This is a genomic window from Streptomyces griseorubiginosus, assembly GCF_017614965.1.
In the GTDB taxonomy this organism is placed as follows: domain Bacteria; phylum Actinomycetota; class Actinomycetes; order Streptomycetales; family Streptomycetaceae; genus Streptomyces; species Streptomyces griseorubiginosus_B.
Window position 1 is genome coordinate 1 of sequence record NZ_WVUG01000278.1, and the last position, 11,873, is coordinate 11,873.

The 11,873-nt window shown below is 71.0% G+C and carries 13 protein-coding genes; 6 read left to right on the forward strand and 7 right to left on the reverse strand.

All coding sequences use genetic code 11. The features are described 5' to 3' along the window. Positions 1 to 367: LysR substrate-binding domain-containing protein (locus GRC12_RS34750; RefSeq protein ID WP_244374247.1), on the forward strand; the 367-nt coding region annotated here is incomplete at its 5' end. A 15-nt stretch (positions 368 to 382) separates the two neighbouring features. Here the strand turns inward: GRC12_RS34750 and GRC12_RS34755 are convergent. Beyond that, positions 383 to 2,704 (reverse strand): DUF4132 domain-containing protein, encoded by a 2,322-nt coding sequence (locus GRC12_RS34755; RefSeq protein ID WP_208783897.1) that lies wholly within the window; start codon positions 2,702 to 2,704, stop codon positions 383 to 385. A 58-nt stretch (positions 2,705 to 2,762) separates the two neighbouring features. Next, positions 2,763 to 3,851, reverse strand: a complete 1,089-nt coding sequence (gene ychF / locus GRC12_RS34760; protein ID WP_208783899.1) for a redox-regulated ATPase YchF — start codon at positions 3,849 to 3,851, stop codon at positions 2,763 to 2,765. 168 nt (positions 3,852 to 4,019) lie between these two features. On the opposite strand from ychF, the gene GRC12_RS34765 reads away from it, so the two are divergent. Continuing rightward, entirely contained in the window at positions 4,020 to 4,601 is a 582-nt protein-coding gene (locus GRC12_RS34765) for a DUF6542 domain-containing protein (RefSeq protein ID WP_208783901.1), read from the forward strand. Here the strand turns inward: GRC12_RS34765 and ppgK are convergent. Then, a complete protein-coding gene (ppgK, locus tag GRC12_RS34770; RefSeq protein WP_208783903.1) occupies positions 4,598 to 5,344 on the reverse strand; it encodes a polyphosphate--glucose phosphotransferase in 747 nt (248 codons plus the stop codon). The genes GRC12_RS34765 and ppgK overlap by 4 nt on opposite strands. 29 nt (positions 5,345 to 5,373) lie before the next feature. Beyond that, positions 5,374 to 6,384 carry a 4-hydroxy-3-methylbut-2-enyl diphosphate reductase gene (locus GRC12_RS34775; protein WP_208783905.1) on the reverse strand — a complete coding sequence of 337 codons (1,011 nt, stop codon included), beginning with the start codon at positions 6,382 to 6,384 and terminating at the stop codon, positions 5,374 to 5,376. Positions 6,385 to 6,470: 86 nt separating this feature from the next. Between GRC12_RS34775 and xseA the strand changes: the two genes are divergently transcribed. The 3 genes from xseA to GRC12_RS34790 all read left to right on the forward strand — a co-directional run bounded on the left by xseA (position 6,471) and on the right by GRC12_RS34790 (position 8,669). Beyond that, on the forward strand, positions 6,471 to 7,679 hold the full coding sequence (xseA, locus tag GRC12_RS34780) for an exodeoxyribonuclease VII large subunit (RefSeq protein WP_208783906.1): 1,209 nt from the start codon (positions 6,471 to 6,473) through the stop codon (positions 7,677 to 7,679). Between the two features lie 20 nt (positions 7,680 to 7,699). Beyond that, a complete protein-coding gene (locus GRC12_RS34785; protein ID WP_208783908.1) occupies positions 7,700 to 7,933 on the forward strand; it encodes an exodeoxyribonuclease VII small subunit in 234 nt (77 codons plus the stop codon). A 145-nt stretch (positions 7,934 to 8,078) separates the two neighbouring features. Next, positions 8,079 to 8,669, forward strand: a complete 591-nt coding sequence (locus GRC12_RS34790) for a malonic semialdehyde reductase (protein ID WP_208783910.1) — start codon at positions 8,079 to 8,081, stop codon at positions 8,667 to 8,669. A gap of 66 nt (positions 8,670 to 8,735) precedes the next feature. On the opposite strand, the gene GRC12_RS34795 is transcribed toward GRC12_RS34790, so the two are convergent. Further along, complete coding sequence (locus GRC12_RS34795; protein ID WP_208783912.1) at positions 8,736 to 9,257, reverse strand: DUF4245 domain-containing protein; 522 nt, start codon at positions 9,255 to 9,257, stop codon at positions 8,736 to 8,738. 127 nt (positions 9,258 to 9,384) lie between these two features. Between GRC12_RS34795 and glpX the strand changes: the two genes are divergently transcribed. Then, the gene (gene glpX, locus GRC12_RS34800; RefSeq protein ID WP_133044417.1) at positions 9,385 to 10,419 is read left to right on the forward strand and encodes a class II fructose-bisphosphatase; all 1,035 of its coding nucleotides are present in this window, start codon (positions 9,385 to 9,387) and stop codon (positions 10,417 to 10,419) included. A gap of 97 nt (positions 10,420 to 10,516) precedes the next feature. On the opposite strand, the gene GRC12_RS34805 is transcribed toward glpX, so the two are convergent. Both GRC12_RS34805 and GRC12_RS34810 read right to left on the reverse strand, forming a co-directional pair. Continuing rightward, a complete protein-coding gene (locus GRC12_RS34805; protein WP_133044416.1) occupies positions 10,517 to 10,894 on the reverse strand; it encodes a WhiB family transcriptional regulator in 378 nt (125 codons plus the stop codon). A 113-nt stretch (positions 10,895 to 11,007) separates the two neighbouring features. Next, positions 11,008 to 11,700: a DUF1707 SHOCT-like domain-containing protein gene (locus GRC12_RS34810; protein WP_208783914.1), complete on the reverse strand. Its 693-nt coding sequence runs from the start codon at positions 11,698 to 11,700 to the stop codon at positions 11,008 to 11,010. Positions 11,701 to 11,873: the final 173 nt, after the last annotated feature.

Sequence of the window (11,873 nt, forward strand, 5' to 3'; positions counted from 1 at the left end):
CCCCCTGGCCGCCCGCCCCGAGATCGACTTCACGGACCTCACCGACGAGCCCTTCCTCGCCCTGCCGCCCAGCGCGGGCCCCCTGCGCGACTACTGGCTGGCGCTCGAGGAACGCGGCGGCCGCCCGCCCCGGGTGGGCGCGGAGATCGCCAGCGCGGAGGAGACGTACGAGGCCCTGGTCGCCGGTCTCGGGGTGTGCCTGGTGGCCACGGGCAACGTCCCGCTGGTGACCATGGGCGGTGTGGTGACCCGTCCGGTGCGCGGACTGGGCCCGAGCCGCTATGTGCTGGCGTGGCGCCGGGAGGACCGGCGGGCACTGGTGACGGGGTACGTCGAGGCGTGCCGGCAGGTGGCGCGGGGCGGCTGAGCCGCCGGGCGCCGGTCAGGCCGCGCGCTCGATCTGCCGGAGGACGGACGGGTCCGTGATCCCGGCGTCGCCGGCCAGCAGCAACGCCTTGCTGAGGACGATCGAGAGCCGGTCGTCCTCGAACGGCAGGAACACCTTCCCGTCGCCCTTGCCACGCGCGGGGACGACGCACAGATAGGCGCCGTCCGGATCCATCAGGACGTTGGCCGAGCCGAGATGGATCCGGTACGTGCGCAGGTCCCCCCGGACGACGAGGAAGCGGCCGTCGAGCGAGCAGCGGTCGGCGATCCTCAGGCGCGGCAGGATCCGCTCCAGGGCGTCCCGGCGGGCCTCGGCGCTCGCCGTCAGCTCGCCGAAGCCGGCCCGCTCCCAGTAGGCGCGCACCGGCCCCCCGTCGGTCCACCCCGGGTCGGCGGCCACGGAGGTGACGCCGACGAAGAGGTCCACATCGCGCATCGCCTCGCTGAACACCAGCGGCGGTACGTCGACGAGCGGCGCCTCCCGCCAGGCGGCCCCGTCCCTGCGGGCGAACCGCACCTGATCGGTCGCGGCCAGCTGCTCCTCGCCCGCCGGGTCGGCCAGGGCGTGGAAGAAGCGGATCTGCCACTCTCCCCCGGCCAGGGTCCGCACGGCCGCGTCCTGTTCCCCGCCGTCCCACGGGCCGAGCAGGTCGCTCTTCCAGCCCCGGGCGCGAAACAGCGCGAACAGCCGCCGGTAGTGGACGAGATGGGCCGCGAAACGGTTGGAGTACAGGCGGGTCTCCTCCTCGGCGGGGGTGAGGAGATAGATCTCCCGGAACGCCTGCTTGAACGGCTGTCTGAGCCGACGTTCCGTCAGCAGGTCCCGCCAGGCCCGCACCTCCTCGGGCGTGGCACGGATCGGGTGCCACAGCCGTACGGCGGCGTCCTCGGGCGCGTCGGGCAGGTCGCCGGTCTCGGGCAGGACGGCCCGCCAGGTGCCCGGCGCGATCTCGACCTCCCAGATCAGCCGGCGTACGACGGACCGGGCGAGCGGATGCCCGGCCAGCTCGGCCCGCCACCAGCCGTAGGGGTGCACGGCGTCCACCGGGTAGCCGCCCTCCAACGCGCGCACGAGCGTGGCCAGTTGGACGCCCACGCGCTTCACCAGCTCACGCGTCTCCTTGACCAGCCCGGCGTGGTCGCGCCGTACGGGAGCGGGCAGCGAGCGCAGGGGGCGGCCGTCCTTCTCCCAGGTCAGGGTGGCGGTGGTGCCCTCGACGGTGACGACGGCCGCGTACTCCTCGCCCGCCTCCCGGCGCAGCACCCCGTCGGCGTCGAAGCCGAGGCCGGGCATCCGCAGCGCCACGTCGGTGCGCTCGGCGAGGGCCGCGTCGACGTGCTTGAGCATTTTGTCGAGCTGCTTGGGCACGCCCGCGTGCCGGACGACGGCGCGCACATGGCGTATCGCGGTCACCAGCTCGGGCGTCGGGAAGTCCCGTGCGGCCCGGACCAGTTCGTACAGCAGCGCCTGGGAGGGGAGGGTTCTCGCGGCGGTCGGGGCGAGGGCGATGCCGGGGAGAAGGCGGTCGAGGAGGGCGGGCAGCCAGGGCTCGTCGCGCAGCAGGGCGATGCGGGCGGCCCGGCCGAGTGCGGCGACCTCCCCGTCGGTGAACGCCTTGTCCGCCCGGTAGGGGATCTCGCCGGCCCGGACGGCGTCGGTCCGGTCGGCCGCCGCCTCCAGCGCGCGGCGGGCGAACGCGGCGTAGGCGGGATGGTCGGCGGCGCCGCGCCACGCGTCCGTGTCGGGCGACGGCGAGCCGTACCTGTCCTGCCGGGCGAGTTCGGACAGCCGTGCCTGTCCGGCCGCGTCGAGGCCGGCGACGACGGCGATCTCGTCGCCGACGACGGGGCCCGCGTCCCGGGCGAACCGCTCCACGACCGTGCGCAGGGTCTCCTCGCCCAGGAGCCGGGCCATCACCACCAGCACGAATGGCTGGTACACGGCGTCCTTCGCCAGCCGCGCCCCGACCAGGGCACGGACCTGTTCGGAGACATCGGGCAGCGGGCCGGTGCAGCGCTCCAGCGCGTCCACGCCCCGCTCCAGGTCCGCCCAGCCCCCCTCCTCGCTCTGGGCGACGAGCACGTCGAACATCCGACGGCACGCCTCGGGCGTGTAGCGCGGCCGACGGCCCCTCGCGGCCCTCTCGACGGCGGCCGCGAGCCCCGTCAACTCGTCCGACGCCGTGCGGGGGACAGCGTAGGCCTCGGGGAGGAGGCTGCCGAGCTCCTCGTCGGAGAGCTGCGTCAGTTCGTCGTACGGGACCTCGTCCGGGACACCCGTTCCGGTCAGCGCGCGCATGAGCGTGTCGTGGAGCATGCCGGGGATGATGACAGCCACCACTGACAGTCCGTCCGCGACCGGGCGAGGGGACCGCTCACACGTTGAAGCGGAACTCCACCACGTCCCCGTCCTGCATCACGTAGTCCTTGCCCTCCATCCGCGCCTTCCCCTTCGCGCGGGCCTCGGTGACCGAGCCGGTCTCCACCAGGTCGTCGAAGGAGATGACCTCCGCCTTGATGAAGCCCTTCTGGAAGTCGGTGTGGATGACGCCGGCGGCCTCGGGGGCGGTGGCGCCCTTCTTGATGGTCCAGGCGCGGGATTCCTTCGGGCCGGCCGTGAGGTAGGTCTGCAGGCCGAGGGTGTCGAAGCCGACGCGGGCCAGGGTCGCGAGGCCGGGCTCGTCCTGGCCGACGGACTGGAGCAGCTCCAGCGCCTCCTCCTCGTCCAGCTCGGCGAGGTCCGCCTCCAGCTTGGCGTTGAGGAAGATCGCCTCGGCGGGGGCGACCAGGGCGCGCTGCTCGTTCTTGAAGTCCTCGTCGACCAGTTCGTCCTCGTCGACGTTGAAGACGTACAGGAAGGGCTTGGTCGTCAGCAGGTGCAGGTCGTGCAGGAGCTCCGCGCGCTCGCTGCCCTGGACGATGCCGTGTGCGAAGAGCGTGTCGCCCTTCTCCAGGATCTCCTTGGCCTCCTCGACGGCCTTCACCTTCGGCGCGATGTCCTTCTTGATCCGCGACTCCTTCTGCAGGCGCGGCAGGACCTTCTCGATGGTCTGGAGGTCGGCGAGGATCAGCTCGGTGTTGATCGTCTCGATGTCGTCCTTCGGCGAGACCTTGCCGTCGACGTGGACGACGTTCTCGTCCTTGAAGGCGCGGATGACCTGGCAGATGGCGTCGGACTCACGGATGTTCGCGAGGAACTTGTTGCCCAGGCCCTCGCCCTCGGAGGCGCCGCGCACGATGCCCGCGATGTCGACGAAGTCGACGGTCGCCGGCAGGACACGCTGCGAGGAGAAGATTTCGGCCAGTTTGCTGAGCCGCGCGTCGGGGACGCCGACCACGCCCACGTTCGGCTCGATCGTGGCGAACGGGTAGTTGGCCGCGAGCACGTCGTTCTTGGTCAGGGCGTTGAACAGGGTCGACTTGCCGACATTCGGCAGACCGACGATTCCGATCGTGAGCGACACGTTGCGACTTCCCGTACGTGAGAGGAGGGGACTGGAGGGGCTGGGCCGATCCCCCAGTCTACGGCGTGCCCGCCCCCGCACCGGCGACCGATCGAACGCATGGCCAAGCTCCGCCCTCCGGCGTGTCCGAGACGCGATTCGGCACATAAACCGACCTAGGTTGGTCGTGTGGAGCAACACAGGACGCGACCCCCGCACGACGGAACGCGACGCGGCACGCCCCCGCTGCCCCCTCAGGCGGCGCACGGCGGGGCCGCCGAGGGAGGCGCCCGTCCCGCGCAGCAACGTCCGGCCGCCCGTCCGGCGTCGCGGCAGCCGGGTCCGCCGCCGGACGAGGCGGTGCGGCGGCTGCCGAACCCGCGGCTGACCGGGCTGGGCGGCGGTCTGTTCAGCGGCACGGCGATGCTGGTGCTGGGCTGCCTGGACGCGTTGCTCTTCGGGTCCTCGACCGCCTTCTACGGCGTGATGTTCCTGCCGGTGTGTCTGCTGACGGCGATCTGGGTGCGCAGGAACGACCTGGTGAGCGCCCCCGTCGTCGTACCGATCGCCTTCGCGGTGGGCCTGCTGCCGATCGCCGACGACGGTGGCGGCGGCCTGCTGGGGCGCCTGATGGGCCTGGTGACGGCGCTCGCCACGCAGGCCTTGTGGCTGTACGGGGGGACGCTGGTCACGGGAGTGATCGTCACCGTGCGCAAGATCGCCCTACGGCGCCGGCAGGCACTCCGGTACCGGAACGACCCGTTCCGTTAGCCGTCCGTCGCCGCGTGCATCGCCGCGCCCACGATGCCGGCGTTGTTCTGCAGCTGGGCCGGGACGATCTCCGCCGCGATGCCCTCGATGTGGGGCAGGAACTTGTTCGCCTTGCGGCTGACGCCGCCGCCGATGATGAACAGGTCGGGCGAGAAGAGCATCTCGACGTGGGCGAGGTACTTCTGGACGCGGTGCGCCCAGTGCTCCCAGGAGAGTTCCTCGTCGTCCTTGGCCTTGCTGGAGGCGCGCTTCTCCGCGTCGTGGCCGTGCAGTTCGAGGTGGCCGAGTTCGCTGTTGGGGACGAGGATCCCGTCGACGAACAGGGCGCTGCCGATGCCGGTGCCGAAGGTCAGCAGGATGACCACGCCCTTGCGGTCCTTGCCTGCGCCGAAGTGCATCTCGGCGACGCCCGCCGCGTCCGCGTCGTTGACCACCGTCACCGGGAGGCCGCCGAGGCGCTCGCTGAACAACGCGCGCGCGTCCGTGTCGACCCAGCTCTTGTCGACGTTCGCGGCCGTACGGATGTGGGAGCCGTCCGTGACCACGCCCGGGAAGGTCAGGCCGACCGGGCCGGTCCACCCGAACTGGTCGACGACCAGCTTGACCCCGTCGGCCACGCTGTCGGGTGTCGAGGGGTGCGGGGTGAGCACCTTGAACCGCTCCTGGGCCAGGTCGCCCCTGTCGAGATCAACAGGGGCGCCCTTGATCCCGGATCCGCCGATGTCAACGCCGAAGATCTGCATGGCCCTACGTTACGACGGACGACCGGCGGTCACTCGGCCGAGGTTCCGGTGCGCTCGGCGATCAGCGCCGCCGCCTCCTCGCGGAGGTCACGGCGGAGTTCCTTGGGCAGTGAGAAGGTGATGGACTCCTCGGCCGCCTTGACGATCTCCACGTCCTCGAAGCCGCGCTCGGACAGCCACTGGAGGACCTGCTCGACCAGGACCTCGGGGACGGAGGCGCCGGAGGTCACGCCGACCGTGGAGACACCCTCCAGCCAGGCCTCGTCGATCTCGTCGGCGAAGTCCACCAAGTAGGCCTCGCGGGCGCCGGCCAGCTTGGCCACCTCGACGAGCCGCTTGGAGTTGGAGGAGTTGCGGGAGCCGACCACGATCACCAGGTCCGCCTCGGCGCCCATCTGCTTCACCGCGAGCTGACGGTTCTGGGTGGCGTAGCAGATGTCGTCGCTGGGCGGGGAGATCAGCTGCGGGAACTTCTCCTTGAGGGCGTCGACGGTCTCCATGGTCTCGTCGACGGAGAGCGTGGTCTGGGAGAGCCACACGACCTTGGAGGGGTCGCGGACCTCGACTCCGGCGACGTCGCCGGGGCCGTCGACCAGTGTGATGTGGTCGGGGGCCTCGCCGGAGGTGCCGATGACCTCCTCGTGGCCCTCGTGCCCGATCAGGAGGATGTCGTAGTCCTCCTTGGCGAAGCGGACGGCTTCCTTGTGGACCTTGGTGACCAGCGGGCAGGTCGCGTCGATGGTGGCCAGCCTGCCGCGCTCGGCCTCCTCGTGGACGACGGGGGCCACGCCGTGCGCGGAGAACATCACGATGTTCCCCTCGGGGACCTCCTCCGTGCGCTCGACGAAGATCGCGCCCTTCTTCTCCAGGGTCTGCACGACGTACTTGTTGTGCACGATCTCGTGCCGGACATAGATCGGGGCCCCGTACTGCTCCAGGGCTTTCTCGACGGCGATCACGGCGCGGTCCACACCCGCGCAGTAGCCCCGGGGGGCGGCGAGCAGGACACGGCGGCCAGGCGAAGCGGTCATGCGAACCATCGTAAGGCCGAGCCCGGGAGGCCGAAGATCATGTCCGGTCGGCGGAGCCGCCCCGGGGTGTCAGTCGTGGCCGTTACGCTCGCGGCATGGCTCTCAACACGTCCGCGGAGACTCCCCTGCCCGTCGGTGAGGTGTCGCGGCTCATCGGCGGGTGGATCGACCGGCTGGGGGCCGTCTGGGTGGAGGGGCAGATCACGCAGTTGTCGCGGCGGCCCGGCGCCGGAGTGGTGTTCCTGACGCTGCGCGACCCCTCGTACGACATCTCGATCGGGGTCACCTGTTATCGGCAGACGTTCGACGCGGTGGCCGACATCGTGAGCGAGGGCGCGCGGGTCGTCGTGTACGCCAAGCCCGAGTGGTACGCGCCCCGCGGCCAGCTCTCGCTGCGCGCCGCCGAGATAAGGCCCGTCGGGGTCGGGGAACTGCTCGCGCGGCTGGAGCAGTTGAAGAAGACGCTGGCCGCCGAGGGCCTGTTCGCGGCGGAGCGGAAGAAGCCGTTGCCGTTTCTGCCGCAGCTGATCGGGCTGGTGTGCGGACGGGCCTCCGCGGCCGAGCGGGACGTGCTGGAGAACGCCCGGCACCGCTGGCCCGCCGTCCGCTTCGAGGTGCGCAACGTCGCCGTCCAGGGCGTGCACGCCGTCCCGCAGGTCGTGCAGGCCGTGAAGGAGCTCGACGAGCTGGGCGACGTGGACGTGATCATCGTCGCGCGCGGTGGCGGCAGCGTGGAGGATCTGCTGCCCTTCTCGGACGAGCAGCTGGTGCGCGCGGTCGCCGAGTGCCGTACGCCGGTGGTGTCGGCCATCGGCCACGAGCCGGACAACCCCCTTCTCGACCACGTGGCCGATCTGCGGGCCTCCACGCCGACCGACGCGGCCAAGAAGGTCGTACCGGACGTCGGGGAGGAGTACGAGCGGGTGCGGCAGCTGCGGGACCGGGCGCGGCGGTGCGTGGAGGCCTTCGTCGAGCGGGAGGAGCGGGGGCTCGCGCACGCCCTCGCCCGGCCCTCGATAGAGGATCCGCACCGGATGATCGACGAGCGGGCCGACCATGTGGCCTCGCTGGTCGAGCGGTCCCGGCGGACCGTCGGTCATCTCCTCGACCGCGCCGACTCCGAGCTGACGCACACGCACGCGCGCGTGGTGGCCCTCTCCCCCGCCGCCACCCTGAAGCGCGGCTACGCCGTGCTGCAGAAGGCCGACGGGCACGTGGTGCGGGACCCGGCCGAGGTGGCGGCCGAGGAGCCGTTGCGGGCGCGGGTCTCCGAGGGAGAGTTCTCCGTACGAGTCGATGTCTAGCGTTTGTCTAGGGTGAGTGGATGAGCAGCAAGGTGGCGGAAGAGGCGCTCGGGTACGAGCAGGCCCGGGACGAGCTGATCGAGGTCGTACGGCGGCTGGAGGCCGGCGGTACGACGCTGGAGGAGTCCCTGGCGCTGTGGGAGCGGGGCGAGGAGCTGGCCAAGGTCTGCCGGCGCTGGCTGGACGGGGCCCGGGCCCGGCTGGACGCGGCGCTGGCGGAGGAGGAAGAGGCCGGGGAAGAGGAAGGCGAGTAGCCGCACACGGACGGTTCGTGTGAAGCGGATCACCCCGGACCGGTTTTTGTTGAAGCTTGAATTTCCTTGGCGTACCTTCGTGACGTCAGCCTATCCGGACCGTGGTCCGGTACGGAGTCCGACGCCATCCCGAGGAAGATCCCCCATGTCTCTCGTTCTTGACCCCGCCGCCCAGGACCTGCTGTTCCGCGAGGCCCGCACCGCGAACACCTTCACCGACGAGCCGGTGACCGACGAGCAGATCCAGGCGATCTACGACCTGGTCAAGTACGGCCCGACCTCCATGAACCAGTCGCCGCTGCGGGTGACGCTGGTCCGCTCCGCCGAGGCCCGCGAGCGTCTGGTGAAGCACCTGGCCGAGGGCAACCAGAAGAAGACGGCCGCCGCCCCGCTGGTCGCGATCCTCTCCGCGGACAACGAGTTCCACGAGGAGCTGCCGCACCTCTTCCCGCACTTCCCGCAGGCCAAGGACATGTTCGCCGGCAGCCGCGAGGCCCGCGAGAAGAACGCCGGCCTGAACGCCGCCCTGCAGGCCGCCTACTTCATCATCGGCGTGCGCGCCGCCGGTCTCGCCGCCGGCCCGATGACCGGCGCCGACCTCGCGGGCATCCAGAAGGAGTTCCTGGACGACGACCACACCCCGCTGATGGTCGTCAACATCGGCAAGCCGGGCGAGGACGCCTGGTTCCCGCGCTCCCCGCGCCTGGAGTACGAGCAGGTCGTCACCACGGTCTGAGCGGTTTTCATACGACGAGAGGCCCCCGGCGGTGTCGCCGGGGGCCTCTCGCGCGCTCGTACGCGGTCACGACGTCTTCAGCGCCTGCGCCATCTCGGTCAGCTGCTGGAAGGAGCCGGTGCCCGCGACCACGGTCGTCGAGCCCTTGGCGGGCAGCACCAGGGCGTCGTAGCGGCCGCCGGTGTAGCGGGTCCAGGTCCGGCCGTCGATCCGCTGGGTGTTCTTGGTGGCCATCGCGCCCTGGGTGGCCTGGTCGATGAACTCCGACGGCTTCTGAGTGGACTGCTCGATCTGCACGTACTGACCGTCGGGGGCGTGGAAGCCCAGGTGCCAGGCGTCGAAGTTCGCGCCGTCGAAGCGGACCGAGGTCGCCTTCCAGGCCGTCGGCAGGCCCTCGGGGGCGGCCACCGGGTAGGCCGCGGAACGGCGCGCCGTGAGGAGCTCGACGCGGTAGTCCACCCGGGGGATGTCGGGAGCGGAGTCGTCGTGCGGGATGAACACGTAGATGAGCGCCGCCGCGATCCCGATCAGGCCCAGGGAGAGGACCATGTCCCGGACCGTTTTCTGCTTGCCGTTCGAACCTGCCACGCCCCCTATCGTCGCAGGTGCCCGGTCCGCTCATCCGTGGGGTCCCCTGCTCATTTTGTCGGACTGACGATAGAGTCGAGGGTCGAACCCTCATCCGGCCGTCGTCGTATCAGAAAGGTGCGCCTCGATGACCGAGCATCATCACCTGCCGTCCGAGCTCGAAGTCCCCAGCGAAGCCCCCGACCGCAACCTCGCCCTGGAACTCGTCCGGGTGACCGAAGCCGCCGCGATGGCCGCCGGCCGCTGGGTCGGGCGGGGCGACAAGAACGGCGCCGACGGTGCCGCGGTGCGCGCCATGCGGACCCTCGTCCACACGGTGTCGATGAACGGCATCGTGGTCATCGGCGAGGGCGAGAAGGACGAGGCGCCGATGCTCTTCAACGGGGAGCGTGTCGGAGACGGCACGGGGCCCGAGTGCGACATCGCCGTCGACCCGATCGACGGCACGACCCTGACGGCCAAGGGCATGCCGAACGCGATCGCCGTGCTGGCGGCCGCCGACCGGGGGTCGATGTTCGACCCGTCGGCCGTGTTCTACATGGACAAGCTGGTCACCGGGCCCGAGGCGGCGGACTTCGTCGACATCGACGCCCCGGTCTCCGTGAACATCCGGCGGGTGGCCAAGGCCAAGCGCTCGACCCCCGAGGACGTGACGGTGGTGATCCTGGACCGGCCGCGGCACGAGGGGATCATCAAGGAGATCCGGGAGGCGGGCGCGCGGATCAAGCTGATCTCCGACGGTGACGTCGCCGGGTCGATCTACGCGCTGCGCGAGGGCACCGGCGTCGACATGCTGCTCGGCATCGGCGGTACGCCGGAGGGGATCATCTCGGCCTGCGCGGTGAAGTGCCTGGGCGGGACCATCCAGGGCAAGCTGTGGCCGAAGGACGACGCGGAGCGGCAGCGGGCGCTCGACGCCGGGCACGATCTGGACCGGGTGCTGATGACCGACGACCTGGTGTCCGGGGAGAACGTGTTCTTCGTCGCGACCGGCATCACCGACGGCGAACTGCTGCGCGGGGTGCGCTACCGCTCGGAGACCGCGACGACGGACTCGATCGTGATGCGCTCGAAGTCCGGCACGGTCCGGCGGATCGCCTCCGACCACCGGCTGAGCAAGCTGCGGGCCTACAGCGCGATCGACTTCGACCGGGCCAAGTAGCGGCGGCGGCCGGCGCGTGAACAAGGGGGCGCCCCCTGGTGCGGAGGGGGCGCCCGGCTCACGTACGTCTCGCGGCCAGGGTCTGTTGCGAAAGTCCCTAGCCCGCCTGCGCTATACGGCCCTGGGCCCGCGCCGCCTTCTTCAGCTCCATCTCGCGGCGTCGGCGCCGGGCCAGGACCACGCGGCGTTCCGCGGCGGTGAGGCCGCCCCAGACGCCGTAGGGCTCGGGCTGCAGCAGGGCGTGTTCGCGGCACTCGACCATGACCGGGCAGCGGGCGCAGACCCGCTTGGCCGCCTCCTCGCGGGAGAGCCGGGCGGCGGTGGGTTCCTTGGAAGGGGCGAAGAACAGGCCGGCCTCGTCGCGCCGGCACACCGCCTCGGTGTGCCATGGAGCGTCTTGGTCCCTGTCCCGCACTGGCCCCCGCTGGGCCGGTACGGCAGCTACCTGCAGGGACGTATGCGGCGGTTGCAGCACGGTCTACTCCTGACGACGGCTTCGCGAGCGAGAGACGATGCAGCAAGCCCTACCCGCTGTGCGCGCGCCTATGCACTGAGTTCCGAACCGCTGGAATCCACGATTCACACTTGTCAATGGCCCAGGTGTTTGCGCAAACTCCGGTCGACCTTCCGCTGAACGCGATCGAGGATGTCGGCGACGAGCTTGCCCCGCTTGGGCCGCGCCTCCACGTTGCCCAGCACGGCCCAGCCGTCGACGTAGACGACGGGGGCGTCCGGGTCGGACGAGTCCAGCGGAGCCACCTCGAAGTTGCCGAGCACACCGCCGCCGGTGCCGCGCAGCGACACGTTCTCCGGGACGCGGACCTCGATGTTGCCGAAGACCGAGACCGCCTTGACCACCACCTGCTGGTACTCGAAGAGGGCCTCGCTGAGGTCTATCTCCACACTGCCGAAGATCGCGTACGCGTGGATACGGCGGCCCGCCCGCCAGCGGCCCTTGCGCATGGCGCTGCTGAACACCGCCACAACGTTGTCGTCCGGGTCCACCGGGATCGCGCCCACGGTCGGGCGGCTCGGGGCCGCGGCGAAGGCGGGGGCCGCGCGATGGCCGTGGGCGGCCGGCAGGTCCCGTATGAAGACCTCCAGCTCACCGACCGTCTTGGCGGCCAGCACGCCCTCCACCCGCTCGGCGTGCTCGTCGGCGGTCAGGCGGCCCTCGGCGAGGGCCTCGCGCAGGATGTCGGCGATACGGTCCCGGTCGGCGTCCGAGGCACGCAGCTCCGGCGCCGCGGGGGCGGGTTCGGTGTGCTTCTGAAGGTCCACGGCAGCAGCGTACCCAAACACGATAGATCGCGACACCCCCGACTGAGCCTTACCTCACAGGCTTCCGGCCTTGGACAGGTTCTAGGCTGGTGAGGCCCGCCAACGTCGGCGGGTCGTCGTCTGTCGAGTGAGGAATGGCCCGCGATGCCGCCTAGTTCCCCCCCTGTCGCGGA